Source organism: Brevibacterium sp. K72, assembly GCF_050562175.1.
In the GTDB taxonomy this organism is placed as follows: Bacteria; Actinomycetota; Actinomycetes; order Actinomycetales; family Brevibacteriaceae; genus Brevibacterium; species Brevibacterium casei.
Genome location: NZ_CP191582.1, coordinates 2,889,294 through 2,909,836, shown reverse-complemented (window position 1 = coordinate 2,909,836; position 20,543 = coordinate 2,889,294). Strand labels below are relative to the sequence as shown.

18 protein-coding genes are annotated in these 20,543 nt (G+C 68.5%); 12 read left to right on the top strand and 6 right to left on the bottom strand.

What is annotated here, in order from left to right:
- Positions 1-14: 14 nt before the first annotated feature.
- The 5 genes from ACQ1RG_RS13145 to ACQ1RG_RS13125 all read left to right on the top strand — a co-directional run bounded on the left by ACQ1RG_RS13145 (position 15) and on the right by ACQ1RG_RS13125 (position 6,290).
- A complete protein-coding gene (locus ACQ1RG_RS13145) occupies positions 15-425 on the top strand; it encodes a VOC family protein (protein WP_009375761.1) in 411 nt (136 codons plus the stop codon).
- Positions 426-432: 7 nt separating this feature from the next.
- Positions 433-2,811 (top strand): ATP-binding cassette domain-containing protein, encoded by a 2,379-nt coding sequence (locus tag ACQ1RG_RS13140; RefSeq protein ID WP_009375759.1) that lies wholly within the window; start codon positions 433-435, stop codon positions 2,809-2,811.
- A 102-nt stretch (positions 2,812-2,913) separates the two neighbouring features.
- Positions 2,914-3,663 (top strand): transglycosylase family protein, encoded by a 750-nt coding sequence (locus ACQ1RG_RS13135; RefSeq protein ID WP_276097488.1) that lies wholly within the window; start codon positions 2,914-2,916, stop codon positions 3,661-3,663.
- A 165-nt stretch (positions 3,664-3,828) separates the two neighbouring features.
- Entirely contained in the window at positions 3,829-4,269 is a 441-nt protein-coding gene (locus ACQ1RG_RS13130) for a transglycosylase family protein (RefSeq protein WP_276097487.1), read from the top strand.
- 674 nt (positions 4,270-4,943) lie between these two features.
- Complete coding sequence (locus ACQ1RG_RS13125; protein ID WP_430600157.1) at positions 4,944-6,290, top strand: MFS transporter; 1,347 nt, start codon at positions 4,944-4,946, stop codon at positions 6,288-6,290.
- Here ACQ1RG_RS13125 and ACQ1RG_RS13120 read toward each other — a convergent pair whose 3' ends face one another.
- Positions 6,291-6,860: a maleylpyruvate isomerase family mycothiol-dependent enzyme gene (locus ACQ1RG_RS13120; protein WP_063250924.1), complete on the bottom strand. Its 570-nt coding sequence runs from the start codon at positions 6,858-6,860 to the stop codon at positions 6,291-6,293.
- Positions 6,861-6,999: 139 nt separating this feature from the next.
- On the opposite strand from ACQ1RG_RS13120, the gene ACQ1RG_RS13115 reads away from it, so the two are divergent.
- From ACQ1RG_RS13115 to ACQ1RG_RS13095, 5 genes are all read left to right on the top strand, one after another.
- A complete protein-coding gene (locus tag ACQ1RG_RS13115; protein WP_430600156.1) occupies positions 7,000-7,746 on the top strand; it encodes a DUF5058 family protein in 747 nt (248 codons plus the stop codon).
- Positions 7,747-7,771: 25 nt separating this feature from the next.
- Positions 7,772-8,503, top strand: coding sequence for a hypothetical protein (locus tag ACQ1RG_RS13110; RefSeq protein ID WP_009375746.1), 732 nt, complete (start codon positions 7,772-7,774; stop codon positions 8,501-8,503).
- 45 nt (positions 8,504-8,548) lie between these two features.
- Positions 8,549-9,781: an amidohydrolase gene (locus tag ACQ1RG_RS13105; protein ID WP_009375745.1), complete on the top strand. Its 1,233-nt coding sequence runs from the start codon at positions 8,549-8,551 to the stop codon at positions 9,779-9,781.
- 5 nt (positions 9,782-9,786) lie between these two features.
- Complete coding sequence (locus ACQ1RG_RS13100; RefSeq protein ID WP_430600155.1) at positions 9,787-11,244, top strand: amidase; 1,458 nt, start codon at positions 9,787-9,789, stop codon at positions 11,242-11,244.
- A gap of 131 nt (positions 11,245-11,375) precedes the next feature.
- Complete coding sequence (locus tag ACQ1RG_RS13095) at positions 11,376-11,891, top strand: ferritin (protein ID WP_040341019.1); 516 nt, start codon at positions 11,376-11,378, stop codon at positions 11,889-11,891.
- A 59-nt stretch (positions 11,892-11,950) separates the two neighbouring features.
- On the opposite strand, the gene ACQ1RG_RS13090 is transcribed toward ACQ1RG_RS13095, so the two are convergent.
- The gene (locus ACQ1RG_RS13090) at positions 11,951-12,886 is read right to left on the bottom strand and encodes an AEC family transporter (protein ID WP_193338342.1); all 936 of its coding nucleotides are present in this window, start codon (positions 12,884-12,886) and stop codon (positions 11,951-11,953) included.
- 87 nt (positions 12,887-12,973) lie between these two features.
- Between ACQ1RG_RS13090 and ACQ1RG_RS13085 the strand changes: the two genes are divergently transcribed.
- Positions 12,974-13,438 (top strand): Hsp20/alpha crystallin family protein, encoded by a 465-nt coding sequence (locus ACQ1RG_RS13085; RefSeq protein WP_009375738.1) that lies wholly within the window; start codon positions 12,974-12,976, stop codon positions 13,436-13,438.
- 55 nt (positions 13,439-13,493) lie between these two features.
- On the opposite strand, the gene ACQ1RG_RS13080 is transcribed toward ACQ1RG_RS13085, so the two are convergent.
- Entirely contained in the window at positions 13,494-14,219 is a 726-nt protein-coding gene (locus tag ACQ1RG_RS13080) for a class I SAM-dependent methyltransferase (protein ID WP_009375736.1), read from the bottom strand.
- A gap of 149 nt (positions 14,220-14,368) precedes the next feature.
- On the opposite strand from ACQ1RG_RS13080, the gene ACQ1RG_RS13075 reads away from it, so the two are divergent.
- Positions 14,369-15,628 carry an aminotransferase gene (locus tag ACQ1RG_RS13075; protein WP_009375734.1) on the top strand — a complete coding sequence of 420 codons (1,260 nt, stop codon included), beginning with the start codon at positions 14,369-14,371 and terminating at the stop codon, positions 15,626-15,628.
- An 81-nt stretch (positions 15,629-15,709) separates the two neighbouring features.
- Here the strand turns inward: ACQ1RG_RS13075 and ACQ1RG_RS13070 are convergent, their stop codons facing one another.
- From ACQ1RG_RS13070 to ACQ1RG_RS13060, 3 genes are read right to left on the bottom strand one after another with little or no spacing between them, the layout of a single operon-like run.
- On the bottom strand, positions 15,710-16,564 hold the full coding sequence (locus ACQ1RG_RS13070; RefSeq protein ID WP_009375733.1) for a 3-hydroxybutyryl-CoA dehydrogenase: 855 nt from the start codon (positions 16,562-16,564) through the stop codon (positions 15,710-15,712).
- A gap of 38 nt (positions 16,565-16,602) precedes the next feature.
- On the bottom strand, positions 16,603-17,103 hold the full coding sequence (locus tag ACQ1RG_RS13065) for a peptide deformylase (RefSeq protein WP_009375732.1): 501 nt from the start codon (positions 17,101-17,103) through the stop codon (positions 16,603-16,605).
- Positions 17,096-20,497, bottom strand: coding sequence for a pyruvate carboxylase (locus ACQ1RG_RS13060; protein WP_009375731.1), 3,402 nt, complete (start codon positions 20,495-20,497; stop codon positions 17,096-17,098). Before ACQ1RG_RS13060 ends, ACQ1RG_RS13065 begins: the two co-directional genes overlap by 8 nt.
- Between the last annotated feature and the right edge of the window lie 46 nt (positions 20,498-20,543).

Sequence of the window (20,543 nt, the reverse complement as noted above, 5' to 3'; positions counted from 1 at the left end):
TCTAGGATGAGGGCATGGACATCTCGATCAACGCCAGCTTCCTGCCGCACGTCGACGCCGAGGCGTCGCTGACCTTCTACCGTGACGTCCTCGGCTTCGACGTCCGCCTCGATGTGGGGGAGGGACAGATGCGGTGGATCACCGTCGGCCCCTCCGGCCAGCCCGACACGTCGATCGTGCTCACCCCCGCCGTCGTCGACCCCACCGTGAGCGAATCCGAACGGGCGGCCATCGACTCGCTCATGGCCAAGGGCAGCTATGCCGCGATCGTCCTCGCCAGCCCCGACGTCGACACCGCCTTCGCCGAGGTGGAGGCCAAGGGCGCCGATATCGTGCAGGAGCCGATGGACCAGCCCTACGGACTGCGCGACTGCGCTCTGCGCGATCCCGCCGGGAACATGATCCGCATCCAGCAGCGGGCGTGAGGCGCCGATGACTCAGCCAGCGGACAGCCACGACCTCATCCAGGTGCGCGGGGCGAGGGAGAACAACCTCAAGGACGTCTCCGTCGACGTGCCCAAACGCCGACTCACCGTCTTCACCGGGGTCTCCGGCTCCGGCAAGAGCTCGCTCGTCTTCGGCACGATCGCCGCCGAGTCCCAGCGGATGATCAACGAGACCTACAGCGCCTTCGTCCAAGGGTTCATGCCGACGATGGCCCGGCCCGACGTCGACGTCCTCTCGGGCCTGACGACGGCGATCCTCGTCGACCAGGAGCGGATCGGATCGAATCCGCGCTCGACCGTCGGCACTGTCAGCGACATCAACGCGAAGCTGCGGATCCTCTACTCCCGCCTCGCCGAACCGAACCTCGGGTCTCCGAACGCGTATTCGTTCAACGTCGCGACGATCAGCGGCAAGGGAGCGGTGACGATCGAGAAGGGGGAGACGAAGGAGGTCGAGCGGCGCACCTTCACCGTCAACGGCGGCATGTGCCCGCACTGCGAGGGCATGGGCACGGCCACCGACATCGACATCAGTGAGATCGTCGACGAGTCGAAGTCGATCAACGACGGGGCGATCACGATCCCCGGGTTCAAGGTCGGCGGGTGGTCGGTGCGGTTCTACTCGGAGTCGGGGCTCTTCGACCCCGACAAACCGGTGGGCGAGTTCACCGAGTCCGAACGCCATGCCCTGCTCCACCTCGAGGGCGAGAAGATCGTCATCAACGGGACGAACATGACCTATGACGGTCTCATCCCGCGGATCAACCGTTCATTCCTTTCGAAGGACCGCGACGGCATGCAGAAGCACATCCGCGAGTTCGTCGACCGGGCCGTCGTCTTCACCGTCTGCCCGGAATGCCAGGGGACCCGGCTCAATGCCGCCGCACGGTCGTCGCTGCTGGCGGGGAAGTCGATCGCCGAGGTGTGCGCGATGGAGATCTCCGACCTTTCCACCTGGCTCGATGAGATCGACGATCCCACGGTCGTCCCGCTCCTCGACTCCCTGCGCGAGACGGTGCAGGCCTTCGTCGACATCGGGCTGGGCTACCTCTCCCTCGAGCGGTCGTCGGGGTCGCTGTCCGGGGGAGAGGCGCAGCGGATCAAGCTCGTGCGCCACCTCGGTTCGTCGCTCACCGACGTCACCTATGTCTTCGACGAACCGACGATCGGCCTCCACCCGCACGACATCGAGTCGATGAACCGGCTGCTCCTCCAGCTCCGGGACAAGGGCAACACGGTCCTCGTCGTCGAGCACAAACCGGAGACGATCGGCATTGCCGACCACGTCGTCGACCTCGGTCCCGGTGCGGGCAGCGCCGGGGGCGAGATCTGCTTCACCGGCACCGTCGAGGGCCTGCGCGCCTCGGGGACCCGCACCGGTGAGCACCTCGGGTTCACGGCCTCCCTCAAGGAGGAGACCCGCACCGGCGAGGGTGCGCTCGAGATCAGGGGAGCGAACGGCAACAACCTCCGCGACATCGACGTCGACATCCCACTCGGCGTCCTCACCGTCGTCACCGGTGTCGCAGGGTCCGGCAAGAGCACGCTCATCCACGACTCCCTCGTCGGGCGCGAGGGCATCGTCGTCATCGACCAGGCCCCGATCAAGGGGTCGAGGCGGTCGAATCCCGCGACGTACACGGGCATGCTCGACCCGATCCGGAAGGCCTTCGCGAAGGCCAATGGCGTCAAGCCCGCGCTCTTCAGCGCGAACTCCGAAGGCGCGTGCCCGGTGTGCAACGGCACGGGGATCATCTACTCGGACCTCGGGGTCATGGCAGGGATGTCCGCACCGTGCGATGTCTGCGAGGGCAAGGGCTTCCAGGCCGCCGTGCTCGAGTACACGTTCGGGGGCCGCAGCATCCGCGAGGTCCTCGACATGCCCGCAGCCGAGGCGGTCGACTTCTTCTCCGCGGGGGAGTCGAAGGTGCCCGCGGCGGCGCGGGTCGCCCGCACCCTCGTCGATGTGGGGCTCGGCTACCTCAGACTCGGTCAGCCGCTGACGACGCTCTCCGGCGGTGAGCGGCAGCGGCTCAAACTCGCCACCCACCTGTCGGCGAAGGCCGCCGAGGCCGCCTCGGTCATCGTCCTCGACGAACCGACGACGGGCCTGCACCTGGCCGACGTCGAGAACCTCCTCGGCCTCCTCGACGGACTCGTCGACTCCGGACGCACGGTCATCGTCATCGAGCACCATCAGGCGGTCATGGCGCACGCGGACCACCTCATCGACCTCGGTCCCGGTGCCGGTCACGACGGCGGACGCATCGTCTTCGCGGGGACCCCGGCCGAGCTCATCGCGGACGGGTCGACGCTCACGGCACGCCACCTCGGCGAATACGTGCGGGAGGGCGCCGTCGTCTGAACGCCCGATATGGACACGGTCGGGGGAGTCGATTACCGTGAGCAGGGGTTCGGTGACATCCGAGGCTTCTTCCCTGTCCACCTCACAACGGAGACGACCACTGTGAAACTCCTCACGACTCATCTGCACCGAACCGCCGCGCTCGTCGGTGCCGCCGCACTGGCCGCAGCCGGACTCCTCGGCGTGGGAGCGCCCTCGCAGGCTGACGAGGCGAAGAGCGTCTGGGATCGCGTCGCCGCATGCGAATCGAGCGGTGACTGGAGCATCAACACCGGCAACGGCTACTACGGCGGGCTGCAGTTCTCCCTGCGGACGTGGAAAGCATTCGGTGGTGAGGGGATGCCGCACGAGGCCAGCCGCGAGGAGCAGATCCGCATCGCGCAGAAGACCCTCGCCGTCCAGGGCCCCGGAGCGTGGCCGACGTGCGGGAAGAAGGCCGGTCTGACGAAGGAGAACGGCGCCGCCGACGACGGCCGGGCCGACGAACCCAAGAAGGACGAACCGAAGGCTGAGGAGCCCAAGGACGAGTCCAAGGCGGACGAACCGACTGAGGAACCGAAGAACGACGAGCCGACCGAAGAGCCGAAGGCGGACGAACCGAAGACGGACGAGGACTCGACGAACGACGAGCCGAAGCAGGACGAGCCCAAGGCTGAGGAGCCCAAGGCTGAGGAACCGGCCGATGACCCGCAGCCCGAAGACCCCAAGGACGACGACTCGACGACCGAGGACGAATCCCTGACTGAGACCCCGGACAGCGAGGGTGCCGACACCGACGACGGTGCGGACGAGAACTCGTCGAACGCCAACGACACGGGCCTCACCGGGCACGTCATCGATCTCAACAAGTGATCGGTCGACGGGGGAGCACGACCATTCAGGGCACGGTGACCGAGCTCTGAGCCGATTCCCACGCGCACTCGGCGGACATGAACGTACATCTTCGTTAGGTTGTATAACGGTTCGGTAACGGCCGGACCGATGGACCGAATGCAATCGACCTCGGGAGATGACATCGTGAAACTCGCCACGACTGACCTGCGCAGAACAGCACTGCTGGCCGGCGTCGGAGCGATCGCCGCAGCCGGACTCGTCGGCATGGGCGCACCGGCACAGGCCGCCGAGTCCGAAGGAGTCTGGGACCGCGTCGCCGAATGCGAATCCGGCGGAGACTGGAGCATCAACACCGGCAACGGCTACTACGGCGGCCTGCAGTTCTCCCTGCAGACGTGGAAGGCATTCGGCGGTGAGGGAATGCCGCACGAAGCGAGCAAGCAGGAGCAGATCAGCGTCGCACAGAAGACGCTGGCCGAACAGGGTCCTGGCGCGTGGCCGACCTGCGGTGAGAAGGCCGGTCTGACGAAGGAGAACGGCGCTGCGGACGACGGTGATGGCGGATCCGACGACGGCGGCGACTCCGGCGAAGTCGGACTCGGCGGATACAGCGTGACGAACTGAGCGGTTCGCGCTGACGAGATCGCCAACTGCGGTGAACTCGACCTGCAGAGAACTCCCTGTGGCCGTGGGCGGTGCCGCACCGTCCACGGCCACAGTCGTCCTCGCGGAAGTGACGGGCATTGTCGCGGTATCGCGCAACCTTGTACAATGCGCCGATAATATACATTATGTTAACTAAACAGATTGGGCCTCATCCCCTCGAGTCGGCAGACTCGCATCGGCAGTTCGTTCTCTGGCTGGGCAGCTCGCGTCAGCAGATCAGCTGCTGACGCGCCAGTCAGTCGCCACCTCGGCGAGCCTCGGCCGTCAGTCGCCGCCGTGCGCCGTTGAACGTCCGTCGCCGTCTGCAGTGCACGTGCCCTCTGTGGTTCACGCGTCGTCAAGAATTCATCTGCCATCAGCGGTTCACGGACGCCCTCGGTCCGCGCATCCCGCGAGAATATGGCACTGTATGCCACTCGCCCCTGCGTCCTCGAGTATCAGCGCACCAGTGTACGATGCGGCTCCCTGACCACGGATGACTACGCGTGTACTGAGATCGACGACTGCCTCAGTCCCCCGATTCCGGTCTCACTTCCCACAGGATCCATTGACTGTTCGAACGTGCGATCAGTAAGGTGAGTGTGATCGCGGCCACACTGCTGGTCGGATGACTCCACGACGCAAGGAAGCTCATGGTCCTCCAGCCCACTCCCCCTGCCACGACGACACATCCGGGATCCGAGTCCCGCCGGAAGGCGTGGTCGCTCACCGCCCTGCTCGTCGTCCTCTACGTCGTCAACTACGGCGACAAAGCCGCCTTCGGCATCATCGCCCAGGCCCTCAAGGACGAACTCGGCATCAGCGCGGCGCAGATCGGACTCGTCGGCAGCCTCTTCTTCTTCGCCTTCACGATCGGCGGGTTCTTCGCCGGGGCGCTCAACCGCTGGATGTCGCTGCGCACCGTCCTCCTCGTCCTCGCCCTCGTCTGGGCCGCGGCCATGCTCCCCCTCGTCGTCTCGGCGACCTTCGCCGTGCTCGTCGTCTCCCGCATGCTCCTCGGAATCGCCGAAGGACCGAGCTCTGCGCTCATCCACACCGCCGCATATTCGTGGCACCCCACCGAGCGCCGCGGCTTCCCGGGTGCCCTGCTCGCCAGCGCCGCCTCGGTCGCGAAGATCGTCCTCGCTCCCCTGCTCGCCTACCTCTCGGTGACCTACGGGTGGCGCAGCGCGCTCATCACCATGGCGGTCATCGGCATCGTCTGGTGCGTCTTCTGGCTGCGTCTCTGGAAGGTCGGCCCCTACATCCCCGCGAAGGCGACCGGCCCCGCGAAGGCGAGCGGTCCGACGAACACGTCGTCGGACACCGGCACCGACGAGCCCAGGGTGCCGTGGGCACGGATCCTGCTCACTCGCACCTTCCTCACCGGGGTGCCGCTCGTCGCGAGCATCTACGCCCTCGTCACGGTCGTCCTCACCTGGCTGCCGTCCTACTTCGAGGTCGGGCTCGGCTTCAGTCGCCTCGAGGCCGGTTCGATGCTCGCGATCCCCTCGGTCGTCGGCCTCATCAGCCTCATCGGCGGCACCCTCCTCTCCGACTTCCTCCTCGCCCGCGGGTGGTCCTCCCGGTTCGTCCGCATCGTCGGACCGTCCCTGCTCGTCATCGTCGGTGGCGGGATCCTCTTCCTCCTCCCCTCGATCGAGAACCCGGCCGCGGCCGTCGCGATCGTCTCGATCGGCTACGGTGTCGGGGTCGTCGTCCTCCCGCTCTCCAACGCCGCGGTCTCCGAGATCTGCCCGCCCGAACAGACAGCGGGCACCCTCGGCATCTTCCTCGCGCTCATGGCCATCGGCGGTCTCATCGGCCCGTACGTCACCGGACTCATCGTCGACGCCGCCGCGAGCCCCGGCGACGGCTACGCGACCGCGTTCCAGGTCCTCGGCGTCGCCGCCGCGCTCAGCGCGCTGCTCACGCTGATCTTCGCCGATCCTGAACGGGACAAGGTCCTCGTCCGCGGTGATAATGCCCGGTCGTCGTGATCAGGGGGTGCGTCCGGAGAGCAGGAGCACGCGCTCGGCAGCGGTGACGGACGCGCTTGCCTCCCGAGGCGGAGCGTACCCGCCGGTCGCGCCGAGCGAGACGATGAGGTCGCCGAGCTCGGACTCGATCCACTCGGCCAGCGACTCCTCGATCGGCCAGGCATGACCCGTTCCCGTCGAGAGGTCGGCGGCGTGAAGCGTGAGTTCGAGGATCCGCATCCGCACGAGCTGATGGCCGGAGATCGGTCCGATCCGGTGGGCGACATCGCGGTCGAGGTCGCACTCCCCCGCACTCGCCCGGAAATCCCGTTCGCGTTCCCAGAACGCGACGAGCGGATCCTCGCCGAGGTGGTCATCGGCTCTCGTCGCCTCGACCGCTGCCGGATCCTCCTGCCGCAGGAGCATCGCGTAGCGCAGTCCCCCGCCGACGAGGTGGTTGACGAGGTCCCGGTTCGTCCACCCCGCGCATCCGCTGGGACGGTCGACCGCCTCGGCGCCGAGACGACCGAGGGCCGTGACCCAGCACCGCTCGGCACAATCGAGCTGGGCGTCGATGACGGGATCGGGCATGGCCCGATTCTCCCACGGGCACGATCGGGTGACACGGGTTCTCATCAGGTGGGAAATCCTGAGAGAACACTGTGAGACCTGCCGGATTCGGGTTATGTTGCTCTGACAAGGCATTCACGACGGCGTGAGGAGTCCGACGATGGTGACGTCGAGCGGCACTGCCGACTACCTGCCCCTGGCGAACGCCCCTCTGCTCTGGATCCTCGCACTCGCGGTCATGGGCGTCGTCGTGGTCCAGTCGCTCATCTACATGTCCGCAGTGCGCAGGAACGCGGAGTCGGCGGGGATGACCCAGGCCGAGGTGACGCGGGCCTTCCGGGCCGGAGGCGTCGCGGCGATCGGGCCGTCGCTGGCCGTCGTCCTCGTCGCGATCGCCCTCCTGCCGCTCTTCGGCACTCCCCCGGTCATCGTCCGCGTCGGCCTCATCGGCTCGGCCGCCACCGAGGTCGCCTCCGCCTCGATCGCGGCGGGCACGATGGGGGCGAATCTCGGCGATGCGACGTTCACCCGCGGCGTCTTCATCGTCGCGCTCATGGCGATGAGCCTCTCGGGGGCGGGGTGGATGCTCGCCACGCTCATCCTCACCCCGATCTTCCGCCGCAGCTCCCACAGGCTCGAGAAGGTCAATCCCGCGCTCATGTCGATCATCCCCGGGGCCGCACTGCTGGCCGCCTTCGCGGCCCTGACCTTCCGAGAGATCCCCAAGTCGCCGACCCACATCATCGCGATCGCCGCGTCCGCCGCCGTCATGGCCGTCTGCCTCCTCCTCGCCCGCACCCTGCGCCAGTCCTGGCTCAAGGAGTGGGCGCTGGGGATCGCCGTGCTCGCCGGACTCGTCGCCGCCTACTTCGCCCACTACGCCGGTCTCGGCGTCGCCCCGAGCTGATCGACCCGCACAGAGGAGCCCGACCATGCCGCCTTCCATCACCACACCTTCCCACGAGGCGTTCGAGAGGACGACGACGAAGTGGGGCTCGATCACGCTCTTCGCCGGGTTCCTCATCGCCACCTCGGTGCCGTTCTATCTCCTCTTCGTCGCGCAGGCCGACATCACCGTCGGCGACATCCTCACGGCATTCCTCGCCGTCTTCGCCGTCTACGGCGTCTTCTACATCGTCGAACCGCTCACCTACTACCCGATCCTCGGCCCGGCCGGGATGTACCAGGCGTTCATGATCGGCAACATCGCCAACAAGCTCCTCCCCTCGGCGATCGTCGCTCAGGACACGATCGGGGCGAAGCCGGGGACCCGACGAGGCGAGTATGCGGCGACGATGGCGATCTGCGGTGCCGCCCTCATCCACGTCTTCTCCATGGTCCTCTTCGTCGGCGTCCTCGGCACCTGGCTGGTGACGATCATCCCCGAGGGCATCACGCTCATCGCCCAGCTCTACATCCTCCCGGCGATCCTCGGCGGGGTGACCATCCAGCTCATCGTCTCGCTCCGGCAGGTCAAGGCGACGATCATCGCGCTCACCGTCGCCGCCCTCGTCATCCTCGTCCTCATTCCGATCGTCCCCGTCCTCGCCCCCGGGGACGTCGCTATCGTGGTCCTCGTGACGATCATCATCACGTGGTTCACGAGGAACAAGGCGGTCACCGACGTCCGCGACCCGGGTGACGATCCAACCGGCATCAACTGAGACCGTGACCCATGAGACCCTGACCCTGCGAGAGACAAGGACACCATGTCGCTGAACACCGAGATCGCCACCGCGATCACCGACACCCTCGCCGAGGCGGTCGCCGACTACGAGGACTTCCACCGCTCCCCGGAGCTCTCGATGCAGGAGATCGAGACCGCGAAGGCGATCGCCGACGAGCTCGAGGCCCTCGGCCTCGTACCGCAGGCCTTCGGCGGCACCGGGGTCGTCGCAGTCATCGAGAACGGCGAGGGACCCGTCGTCGCCTACCGTGCCGACACCGACGGGCTGCCCATCGCCGAGGACACGGGCCTGCCCTACTCCTCCACCGCCGAAGGCGTTCTCCCCGACGGCACGCGGACCCCGGTCATGCACGGGTGCGGGCATGACACGCACATCACCGTCGGCCTCCACCTCGCCCGTGTGCTCACCGCCCACCGGGAGGCCTGGTCGGGCACCGTCGTCCTCCTCTTCCAACCCGGTGAGGAGACCGCGGCGGGTGCGAAGGCGATGCTCGAGGACGGTCTCTGGGAGACCGTCGCCACCCCCGAGGTCGTCTACGGCCAGCACGTGTGGCCGGGGCGTGCCGGCGACATCTACGTCTCCTCGGGCACGGCGATGGCGATGTCCGATTCCCTGCGCGTCACCGTCCGCGGCCGGCAGGCCCACGGCTCACAGCCGGAGAACGCGATCGACCCGATCGTCCTCGGAGCCTTCATGATCACCCGCCTGCAGACCGTCGTCTCCCGCGAGATCTCGGGCCGGGACGCAGCCGTCGTCACCGTCGGAACCTTCCACGGCGGGCTCAAGGAGAACATCATCCCCGAGACCGCGGAGTTCACCCTGAACATCCGCACCTTCGACGAGGATGTCCGTGACACCGTCCTCGACCGGGTGCGCCGGATCATCGCCGCCGAGGCGCAGGCATCGGGGGCACCGGAACCGATCATTGAGGAGATGCACTCCTTCCCCCGCTGCTTCAACGATCCCGACGCGACCGCGGCCTTCGTCTCCGCGACCGAGGCCGAACTCGGTTCCGCCCACGTCCATGTCGTCCCGGCAGTCACCGGCAGCGAGGACGTCGGGGCCTTCGCCGACGCGATCGGGGTCCCCCTCGTCTACTGGTTCTTCGGCGGGTACTCCCCCGCCGACCTCGACGGCGACGAACCCCCGGCCGGCAACCACTCCCCGCACTTCGCCCCCGACGACGTGCCGACGACGCTCGAGACCGGCCTGCGGGCGGCCCTGACCGCCGTGCTCAGCCGGGTCGGGAAGTGAGCGGCATGGACGACCTGAGGTGGCTGAGCACCCGTGAGCTCGCGGCGAGGATCGCTGCGAAGGAGATTTCAGCCAGGGAGGCCCTGACCGTTCAGCTGCGCCGCATCGACGAGGTCAACCCGGCGATCAACGCCGTCGTCACCCGCGACGACGACCGCGCCATGGCCGAGGCCACTGCCGCCGACGAAGCGCTCGCAGCCGGAGAGGAGGTCGGCGTCCTCCACGGGGTGCCGATGACCCATAAGGACACCCACGACACGGCGGGCATGCGCACGACGTGGGGTTCGCCGATCATGGCCGATCGGGTACCCGAGGCCGACTCGCTCATCATCGCCCGCCTCCGCCGGGCCGGGGTGATCACCTCGGGGAAGACGAACGTGCCCGAGTTCGCCGCAGGCTCCCACACCTTCAACCCCGTCTTCGGCACCACACGCAACCCCTACGACCTCACGAAATCGGCCTCGGGCTCCTCGGGTGGGGTCGGGGCCGCCCTGGCCGCGGGCATCCAGGCCTCCGGGGATGGATCCGACATGGGCGGATCCCTGCGCTCGCCCGGCTCCTTCAACAACGTCGTCGGCTTCCGCCCCTCGAACGGACGGATCCCCCACACCCGTCCGGGCAATCCCTTCGCGTGGCTGGCCCAGAGCGGGTTCATGGCCCGCACCGTCTCCGACGTCGCCCTCCTCATGAGCGTCGCCTCCGGACCCGAACCGGGTGCACCGGCCTCCCTGCCCGACCCCGGGTCCGTCTTCGACCTCCCCGAGTTCCGCCTCGGCGCCGAGGCGGACCCGCAGCTCACCGGGGTGCGGATCGGCTTCAGCCCCGACCTCGGAGGCCTCCTCCCCCTCGATCCTGAGGTGCGGGAGATCGTCTCCGGCACCGCTGCGGTCCTCTCAGGACTCGGCGCCCGGGTAGCGGACACGATCCCCGACCTCAGCGACGCCGACGAGGTCTTCACCGTCCGCCGCGCCCTCGACTTCGTCGGCTTCTGGGGCTCCCTCCTCGAGACGGAGCGGGACCGGATGAAGGACTCCGTCGTGTGGAACATCGAGCAGGGTCTGCGCCTCACCGGCGCCGAGGTCGCCTCGGCCGAGACCGCGCGCGCCCGGCTCAGCGCCGAGGTCGAGGGGTTCTTCGCCGATCACGACGTCCTCGTCCTCACGACCTGCCAGGTCCTGCCCTTCGACACGGGCCTCGAGTACCCCACGGAGATCGACGGCGTGGCGATGGAGTCCTATCTCGACTGGATGCGGGCGCTGTGTCTGATCTCCGCGACCGGCTGCCCGGCGATCTCGGTTCCCGCCGGCTTCTCCGACTCGGGCCTGCCCGTCGGGGTCCAGTTCGTCGCCCAGCCCGGCGACGACGTCCGCCTCCTGTCCATCGCCCACGCGTTCGAGCAGGCCACCCGAGTGAGCGCCAGCCACCCTGAGATCCCCGCCGCAGGCCCGCAGGACCTGTCCTGACCTCGAAGGTTCGGCTTGCCTCAGCACTGTTTGCCGAGCCTTTCCACACTGGAACGGTTCCAGAAATGGTGTCACGATAGTCTGGACGCGGGCGGCAGACCGCCGCCGGCCACAGCCTTTAGGAGATGCACATGCACATGAGCCCCGCAATGCAGAAGGTCCTCGGCGAGCAGGTCACGCTCGAGCTCGAGGCCTCGATGGTCTACCTGCAGATGTCGATCCAGCTCGACGATCAGGACCTGCCGGGCATGACCCGGTGGATGCGCGCACAGTCGGAGGAGGAGCAGGTCCACGCGGCGAAGTTCATCCAGCACTGCGTCGATCGCGGCTTCGCCCCGCAGATCGGCGACATCGCCGCCCCGAAGGTCTCGGGTTCGCGTCCGCTCGACTTCTTCAAGGCCGCTCTCGCGCACGAGGAGAAGGTCTCCGAGTCGATCCGCAACATCTACCGGACCGCGCAGTCCGAAGGCGACCTCGACGTCCTGCCGCTGCTCAACTGGTTCATCGACGAGCAGGTCGAGGAGGAGGCGAGCATCAGCGAGATCATCGGCCGCCTCGAGATCGTCGGCGACAGCGGCTCGGGTCTGCTCTCGATCGACAACGCCCTCGGCTCGCGTCACCCCGACATCACCGCCGAGAGCGAGTGAGCACCGCCTCCTTCCACTGAGACGACGGCCGGTCCCCTTCCCGGGGGCCGGCCGTCTTCTCATGCCCCGAGGACGACCTGGGCGAGGAGGAGGACCGGGGGCAGGGTGAGGAGCATGAGGACCGTCTGCACGGCGATGAGCGCGGCCATGAGCTCGGAGTTGCCGCCGAGCTGACGGGACATGACATAGCCGGAGCTCGCGGTCGCGATCGCCTGGAAGATCAGCCCCACCGCCGCGGCGACCGGGGGCGCATCGGTGACGACGAGGGCGGCGAGGCTGAGGCCCGGAAGGACGACGAGCTTGGCCACGGTCGAGGTGATGAGCGCTCCTGCGTGGTCGCGCAGCGAGAATCGGCGCAGCCCCGCGCCGACGCACAGCAGCCCGATCGGCAGGGCCGCTGCGGCGAGCGGGTCGAGGACCGCAGAGGCAAGGTCGGGCACCGGCACCCCGACGAGGTTCCACACTCCCCCGGCTGCGCACCCGAGGACGAGGGGGTTCGTCGCGACGACGCGCAGCATCCCGAGAGCCGTCCGCGGGCCGGTCCGCAGCAGAGCGAACCCGAGGCTCGAGACGATGTTGACCGTGGGCACGAGGATGGCAGCGACGATCGCGGCCAGGGCCGCCCCCTCGGACCCGAAGAGGCTCGCAGAAATCGACAGGCCGACGTACGTGTTGAACCGGATCCCGCCCTGGAGGACCGAGGTGAAGGACGGGAGATCCTGCGCGACCACGGACCTGAGTACGACGAGGGCGAGGGAGACGAGGACGGTGGGGATGACGAGCGCCGCCGTCAGCGGCAGGAGCGGGACGTGGGAGACGTCCACCTCGGCGACGGAGGCGAAGAGGAGGACGGGGAGGAGGCAGTAGTACGCGAGCCTCTCGGCCCCGGACCAGAACTCGGCGGCGCCGAACATCGGCACGGCACGCAGCGCCCGGCCGCCGGCGATGAGGACGACGACCGGGACGAGCGCGAGTAGGATCGGAGACAGGCTCATATTCGTTGAGAGTTCCATGAGCACGCGACGATTTCAAAGTTGAGTGTGATTGACTCAATGTAAAGGACCCCTGCAGAAAGGATGCCCATGGCCACCCGATTCGATCCCATCCGCGACCTCGACCGCTTCTTCACCGAGGTGACCCGGAACCCGAACGCGACGACCCTGCCGATGGACCTCTACCGTGACGGTGAGGTCTTCATCGCCGCGATCGACATGCCCGGCGTCGAACCGTCGAGCATCGACGTCGACGTCGAGGACCGGACGCTGACCGTGCGCGCTCAGCGCACCTCGCCGGTGGGCGACAAGGACGTCAAGTGGCTGACCCGGGAGAGGACGACGGGCACGTACGCCCGTCAGCTCACGCTCGGCAACCGTGTCGCCCTCGACCGCATCCGCGCCGACTACGAGGACGGAGTGCTCACGCTGACGATCCCCGTCGCCGAGGAGGCGCGGCCGCGCAAGATCAGCGTCCAGCACCAGGCGCCGAAGCAGACCGAGGTCGTCGAGTCCACCGAGGTCATCGAGACCGACGACGAGCAGCGGCTCTGAGGGGTCTCAATCCCTCACCCGTCCGGCGGGGTCGCACGAGGTGCGGCCCCGCCGGTCAGGACCGCACCGGTTCAAGCACGTAGGCCAGGCACATGTACGGCAGGTCGACGGCACCATCGATCGGGTGCTCCTCGGTGAGGTAGCCGCGCAGATTGGACTCGACCCGCGCCCGGGTCGCCGCATCCGACCGCAGCCAATAGGAGCGGGTGCGGGCGAGGTCGACGATCCCGTCGATGTCGAGCGGGGTGGCGAAGTCGATGACCGCACGGTCGACGAGGGAGAAGCCGTCGGGTGCGGGGACGTAGGCGGGGCGGTAGACGTCGCCGGCATGCATGATCCGGCTCAGCCGCAGCACCCAGTCGACGCGGACGTCGAGCTGGTTGATGAGGATGAGCAGCCTGCCTCCGGGGCGGAGGATCCGGCCGATCTCGATCGCCGCGGCCGCCTCGTCGAACCAGTGCCAGGCCTGGGCGACGGTGACGACGTCACACGAGGCTGTCGGCAGACCCGTGTCCTCGGCGGTGCCTGTGCGGCCGGACGCGGGATTGCGGAGCAGGGCCGCCTCGTCGGGGTCGACGGCGACGACGGCAGCCCCGCGGTCGAGAAGCTGCCGGCTGAGGATCCCCGTCCCCGCGCCGAGGTCGCACACGTCGAGGCCCGTCCATTCCCGTCCGAGGAGGGAGAGGGCGTCCGCGGGATAGTCGGGTCGCACCGCGTCGTAGCGGTGCGCCTCGGCACCGAAACGGGTGCCGTGAGCGGCGCGGGCGCGGGGCCTGACCATCGCTCTCTCCTCTCCCCCGGTTCCGGCGCCGTCTCCGGGCTGGGCGCCGAGTCTCGGCATCCAACTCTAGCGGTCCCCGTCGCACCGTGTGATTAGGATGGGAGGACCGGCGAGAACCAGCGCCGACACCTCGGCGAGAAGGAGCATCGATGACCTCTACCCCCGACCTCGAGTCCGCACTCGAGGCAGCCTCGCGCGCCTACGAGGAGTTCGCCTCCCGCGGGCTCAGCCTCGACATCACCCGCGGCAAGCCCGGAAGCGAGCAGCTCGACCTCGCAGACGGCCTCCTCACCGCGGTCAGCGGCGACGACGTGCGCACACCGGGCGGGGTCGATGCGCGCAACTACGGGGGGATCGAGGGCATCGTCGAACTCCGGGAGCTCTTCTCTCCGCTGCTCAAGGTCCCCACCGAGCAGCTGCTCGCCGGCGGCAACGCCTCGCTCACCCTCATGGGCCAGGCGCTCACCTTCGCCCTCCTCCACGGCACCGCCGTCTCCGGCGACCCATGGGGTGCGGGACCGCACAGGCTCATCTGCCCGGTCCCCGGCTACGACCGTCACTTCACGCTCGCCGAATCCCTCGGCTTCGAGCTCCTCTCCATCCCGATGGACGATGAGGGGCCCATCGTCGCCGAAGCTCAGCGCCTCGCCGAGGACGAGACCGTCAAAGGGATGTGGCTCGTGCCGATGTACTCCAACCCGACCGGCATCACGATCACCCCGGAGCGTGCCGCGCAGCTGGCGGCGATGCCGGCGGCCGCCCCCGACTTCACCCTGCTCTGGGACAACGCCTACGGTCTCCACCACCTCCGGGAGGACCATCCCGAGAACCTCGACATCCTCTCCCTCTGCGCCGAGGCGGGGCACCCGGAGCGCCCCTGGATCTTCGCGTCGACATCGAAGATCACGCACGCCGGATCCGGGGTGTCGTTCTTCGGGGCCGGGCCGGAGACGATGAGGTGGTTCATCGCCAACCTCGGGAAGATCGCGATCGGTCCGGACAAGGTCAACCAGCTGCGCCACCTCCGCTTCTTCGGCGACGCCGAGGGAGTCGTCGACCACATGCGCAAGCACGCCGAGATCATCGCCCCGAAGTTCGACGCCGTCCTCGACGCCCTCGAGACCGGTCTCGGCGGCACGGAGCTGGCGACATGGACGAAGCCCGACGGCGGGTACTTCATCACCCTGACCACACTCGAGGGCACGGCGGAGCGCATCGTCAAGCTCGCCGCCGAGGCCGGGGTCAAGCTCACCCCCGCCGGTGCGACCCACCCGTACGGGATCGACCCCGGCGGGAACGTCATCCGCATCGCCCCGACGATGCCGAGCCTGGGCGATGTCGAACTCGCCGCCGAGGGACTCGTCGCCTGCGTCAAGCTCGCCAGCTACGAGAAGCTCCTCGCCGGCTGAGCCGCGGTCCGACCACGCGAAGGGGCACCCGGTCCGACCGGGTGCCCCTTCGCGTATTCCTCAGACCTCAGGGGTCCCGGATCAGTATTCGTAGAATCCGCGTCCCGACTTCACCCCGAGCAGTCCCGCATCGACCATCCGGGAGAGGAGGACGGGCGGCTTCGCCGCCGGATCACCGGTCTCGGAGAAGATGCTCTCGGCGGCGAAGAGGCACGTGTCGAGGCCGACGAGGTCGGCCAAGGCGATCGGGCCCATCGGGTGGGCGCAGCCCTTGACCATGCCCGCGTCGATGTCCTCCTTCGTCGCGTAGCCGGACTCGAGCATCCTGATCGCCGAACACAGGTACGGAATGAGGAGGGCGTTGACGATGAACCCGGGTCGGTCCGAGGCCTGGACCGGGGCCTTGCCGAGGACCTCGGAGACGAACGCGGTCGCTGTCTCCCTCACCTCCTCGGCGGTGAGCACGGAGGAGACGATCTCGACGAGGGGCTGGACCGGTGCGGGGTTGAAGAAGTGGATCCCGAGGACCCGTTCGGGTCGGGACGTCGCCTGGGCGAAGCGGATGATCGGCATCGACGAGGTGTTCGAGGCGAGGATCGCGTGCTCATCGGTGACGACGGCATCGAGACCGGCGAAGATCGAGCGCTTGACCTCCTCGTTCTCACTCGCCGCTTCGATGACGAGCTGGCGGTCGGCGAGGTCGGCGATGTCCGTGGTGAAGCGCAGCCGGGCCAGTGCCGCCTCCGAGTCGCCGGCGGTGAGCTTTCCGCGCTCGACGGCCTTGGCCAGGGACTTCTCGATCCGGGCGCGTCCGGCGTCGACGGCCGCGGTGTCGACCTCGGAGACGATGACGTCGCAGCCGGACTTCGCGAGCACCTCGGCGATGCCGGCTCCCATCAGTCCGCTGCCGACGACAGCGGTGCGTGCGATGACCATAGGTGTCTTCCCTTCGTTGTCTGTGTCCGTCGGTGCGGTCATGAGGCGAGGAACCACGAGGCGGAGCGGATCGCCTTCATCGCCTCACGCCGCCTCTCCCCCGGCAGTGTCTGGATGTAGACCTGGCCGTCGAGGTGGGCGACCTCGTGCTGGATCATCTGCGCGAACACCTCGGTGCCGGAGATCTCGACCGGGTTGTTCTGCGCATCGACGCCGCGGGCGCGGGCGAACTCCCACCTCGGTGTCGGGAAGAAGAGCCCGGGCACGGACAGGCAGCCCTCCTCGATGTCGCGCAGCTCACCTCCGACCTCGACGATCTCCGGGTTGATGATGTATCCGGTGCGGCCGTCGACATCGTAGCCGAAGGCGCGCAGCCCGACTCCGATCTGCGGTGCCGCGACCGCCGCCCTGCCCTCGGGCAGCGAGGAGTCGACGAGGTCGGCGGCCAGTGCAGCCACGGAGTCGTCGAAGACCGTGACGGGGGCGCAGACGGTGCGCAGCACCGGATCGCCCCACAGGCGGATCTCGCGCTCAGCCACCGATGACCGCCACGAGATCGCCGCCTTCGAGCTGGGAGACCGAGTCGATGGCGACCCGGGAGATCGAGCCCGAGGAGGGCGCGGTGATCGAGGCCTCCATCTTCATCGCCTCGATCGTCGCGATGACGTCACCGGTCTCGACGGTGTCGCCGACGTCGACCTGGAGGGTGACGACCCCGGCGAAGGGGCTCGCCACATGACCGGACTGGGTCGGGTCGGCCTTCTCCGCGGTCTTGACGTCGGTCTCGACGGAGCGGTCGCGGACCTCGAGGGGACGCAGCTGTCCGTTGAGGGTGAACATCACCGAGCGCATGCCGCGCTCGTCGGTCTCCCCGATCGCGCGCAGGCCGATGAGGAGGTTCTTGCCCTTGGAGAGCTCGACCGTGTGCTCATCGCCGGAGGTGAGACCGTAGAGGTACTCAGAGGTCTCGACGACGGACAGGTCGCCGTAGCTCGCGCGCATCCGGTCGAACTCCTTCGTCGGTCCGGGGAAGAGCAGCTCGTTGAGCTTGGCCTGACGCTCCGGTCCCGGGGTCTCGAGAGCCGCCGCATCCGCCTCGGCGAGGTCCTCGACGACGGGCTTGTGGGTGCGGCCCTCGAGCGCCTTCGAACGGAACGGCTCCGGCCATCCGCCGGGAGGATCGCCGAGGTCGCCGGAGAGGAAGCCGATGACGGAGTCGGGGATGTCGAACTTCTCCGGGTGCGCGGCGAACTCCTCGGGGTCGACGCCGGCACCGACGAGGTGGAGGGCCAGATCGCCGACGACCTTCGACGACGGGGTGACCTTGACGAGGTGGCCGAGGATGTCGTCGGCGGCCTCGTACATCCGCTCGATCTCCTCGAAGCGCTCCCCCAGGCCGAGAGCCACGGCCTGCTGGCGGAGGTTGGAGAGCTGCCCACCGGGGATCTCATGGCGGTAGACGCGACCCGTCGGCCCCGGCAGACCGGACTCGAAGGGCGCGTAGACCTTGCGCACGGACTCCCAGTACGGTTCGAGGTCCTGGACCGCGGTCAGGCTGATGCCGGTGTCGCGCTCGGTGTGCTCGAACGCGGCGACGAGGGCGGAGAGGCTCGGCTGGCTCGTTGTCCCCGCCATGGCCGCCGAGGCCGCGTCAACGGCGTCGGCTCCGGCATCCGCGGCGGCGAAGAGGGTCGCGAGCTGACCGCCGGCGGTGTCGTGGGTGTGGACGTGGACGGGCAGGTCGAAGTTCTCCCGCAGGGCGGTCACGAGCTTCGCAGCCGCGGCGGGGCGGAGCAGTCCGGCCATGTCCTTGACGGCGAGCACATGAGCACCGGCGCCCACGATCTCCTCAGCCAGCCGGAGGTAGTAGTCGAGGGTGTAGAGCTCCTCCCGCGGATCGAGGATGTCCGAGGTGTAGCACAGGGCCACCTCGGCGATCGTCGTGTCGGTGGCACGGACGGCTTCGATGGCCGGACGCATCTGTGTGACATCATTGAGGGCGTCGAAGATGCGGAAGACGTCGATGCCGGTCCGCGCCGCCTCGTCGACGAAGGCATCGGTGACCTTCGTCGGGTACGGGGTGTAGCCGACCGTGTTGCGTCCGCGCAGGAGCATCTGCAGGGCGATGTTCGGGATCGCCTCCCGCAGCTGGGCCAGGCGCTCCCAGGGATCCTCGCCGAGGAAGCGCAGCGCGACATCGTAGGTCGCCCCGCCCCACGCCTCGATGCTCAGCAGCTCGGGCGTCATCCGGGCGACGTGCCCGGCCACGGCGAGGAGATCCCGGGTGCGCACCCGGGTGGCGAGCAGCGACTGGTGGGCGTCGCGGAAGGTCGTGTCGGTCACGGCCAGCGGCGTCTGCTGCCGCAGGGCACGGGCGAAGCCCTCGGGGCCGAGCTCGAGGAGACGATCACGGCTGCCGGCCGGCGGGGCCTGGGCGAGGTCGACCTCCGGCAGCTTCTCCGCAGGACGGAGATGGACCTTCGCTTCGCCGTGCGGGCGGTTGACGGTGACGTCGGCGAGGTAGTCGAGGACCTTCGAGCCGCGGTCGGCGCTCACCCGGGCGTCGAGAAGCTGCGGACGCTCCTCGATGAAGGATGTCGCGATGTCGCCCTGGATGAAGGCATCGTCCTCGAGGACGGCCTGGAGGAAGCCGATGTTCGATGACACGCCGCGGATGCGGAACTCAGCGAGCGCGCGCCGGGCGCGGGACACGGCCTGGGCGAAGGTGCGTCCGCGGCACGTGAGCTTGACGAGCATCGAATCGAAGTGCGCACTCACCGAGGCTCCGGCATGGACGGTGCCGCCGTCGAGGCGAACGCCCGCGCCGCCGGCAGAGCGGTAGGCGGTGATCGTGCCCGTGTCGGGCCGGAACGAGTTCGCGGGATCCTCGGTGGTGATGCGGCACTGCAGGGCCGCGCCCTTGATCCGCAGGTCCTCCTGGCGCAGGCCGAGATCCTCGAGGCTCTCCCCCGCAGCAATGCGCATCTGCGAGGCGACGAGGTCGACATCGGTGATCTCCTCGGTCACCGTGTGCTCGACCTGGATGCGCGGGTTCATCTCGATGAAGACGTGCTTGCCCGCCCGAGGTCCCTCGGTCTCGAGGAGGAATTCGACGGTGCCGGCGTTCTGGTAGCCCAGCGCCCGGGCGAACTTGAGGGCATCGGAGTGGAGGGCGGCGGCGATCTCGGGATCGAGGTTGGGTGCCGGGGCGATCTCGATGACCTTCTGGTGGCGCCGCTGCAGGGAGCAGTCGCGTTCGAAGAGGTGGATGGCGTTCGAGTCGTTGTCGGCGAGCACCTGCACCTCGATGTGGCGGGGGCGCTGGACGGCCTGCTCGATGAAGACCGTGGGATCGCCGAACGCGCCTTCGGCTTCGCGCATCGCGGCCTTGAGCGCGTCCTCGAGCTGGGAGGCCTCCGAGACCCGGCGCATGCCGCGTCCGCCGCCGCCGGCGACGGCCTTGACGAAGAGCGGGTACTCCATCGACTCCGCGTCGGCGAGCAGCTGGGCGACGTCGGCGGAGGGACGGGTCGAGTCGAGCACGGGGATGCCGGCGCTGCGGGCCGCCGAGAGCGCCTGCACCTTGTTGCCGGCGAGTTCGAGGACATCGGCCTTGGGGCCGATGAACGTGATGCCGTTCTCAGCGCACGCGCGGGCGAGGTCGGGGTTCTCGGAGAGGAAGCCGTATCCCGGGTAGACGGCGTCGGCGCCGGACTCCTTGGCCACGCGGATGATCTCCTCGACGCTGAGGTAGGCGCGCACGGGGTGGCCCTCCTCGCCGATCATGTAGGCCTCGTCGGCCTTCATCCGATGCTCGGAGTTGCGGTCTTCGTAGGGGAACACAGCGACGGTGGAGGCACCGAGCTCGTAGGCCGCGCGGAACGCGCGCACCGCGATCTCTCCGCGATTGGCCACAAGGACTTTAGAGAACATCTGTGTTTCTCGCTTCTGTATCGATCGCCGCAGGGCGATGCGTCGA

Coding starts and splice junctions, on each gene's coding strand:
- ACQ1RG_RS13120 (WP_063250924.1), bottom strand. CDS start 6,860: ATGCCCGATCCCGTCATCGACGCCCAGCTCGATTGTGCCGAGCGGTGC.
- ACQ1RG_RS13100 (WP_430600155.1), top strand. CDS start 9,787: ATGGACGACCTGAGGTGGCTGAGCACCCGTGAGCTCGCGGCGAGGATC.
- ACQ1RG_RS13085 (WP_009375738.1), top strand. CDS start 12,974: ATGGCCACCCGATTCGATCCCATCCGCGACCTCGACCGCTTCTTCACC.
- ACQ1RG_RS13060 (WP_009375731.1), bottom strand. CDS start 20,497: ATGTTCTCTAAAGTCCTTGTGGCCAATCGCGGAGAGATCGCGGTGCGC.
- ACQ1RG_RS13125 (WP_430600157.1), top strand. CDS start 4,944: ATGGTCCTCCAGCCCACTCCCCCTGCCACGACGACACATCCGGGATCC.
- ACQ1RG_RS13105 (WP_009375745.1), top strand. CDS start 8,549: ATGTCGCTGAACACCGAGATCGCCACCGCGATCACCGACACCCTCGCC.
- ACQ1RG_RS13110 (WP_009375746.1), top strand. CDS start 7,772: ATGCCGCCTTCCATCACCACACCTTCCCACGAGGCGTTCGAGAGGACG.
- ACQ1RG_RS13090 (WP_193338342.1), bottom strand. CDS start 12,886: ATGAGCCTGTCTCCGATCCTACTCGCGCTCGTCCCGGTCGTCGTCCTC.
- ACQ1RG_RS13070 (WP_009375733.1), bottom strand. CDS start 16,564: ATGGTCATCGCACGCACCGCTGTCGTCGGCAGCGGACTGATGGGAGCC.
- ACQ1RG_RS13075 (WP_009375734.1), top strand. CDS start 14,369: ATGACCTCTACCCCCGACCTCGAGTCCGCACTCGAGGCAGCCTCGCGC.
- ACQ1RG_RS13115 (WP_430600156.1), top strand. CDS start 7,000: ATGGTGACGTCGAGCGGCACTGCCGACTACCTGCCCCTGGCGAACGCC.
- ACQ1RG_RS13145 (WP_009375761.1), top strand. CDS start 15: ATGGACATCTCGATCAACGCCAGCTTCCTGCCGCACGTCGACGCCGAG.
- ACQ1RG_RS13080 (WP_009375736.1), bottom strand. CDS start 14,219: ATGGTCAGGCCCCGCGCCCGCGCCGCTCACGGCACCCGTTTCGGTGCC.
- ACQ1RG_RS13140 (WP_009375759.1), top strand. CDS start 433: ATGACTCAGCCAGCGGACAGCCACGACCTCATCCAGGTGCGCGGGGCG.
- ACQ1RG_RS13095 (WP_040341019.1), top strand. CDS start 11,376: ATGCACATGAGCCCCGCAATGCAGAAGGTCCTCGGCGAGCAGGTCACG.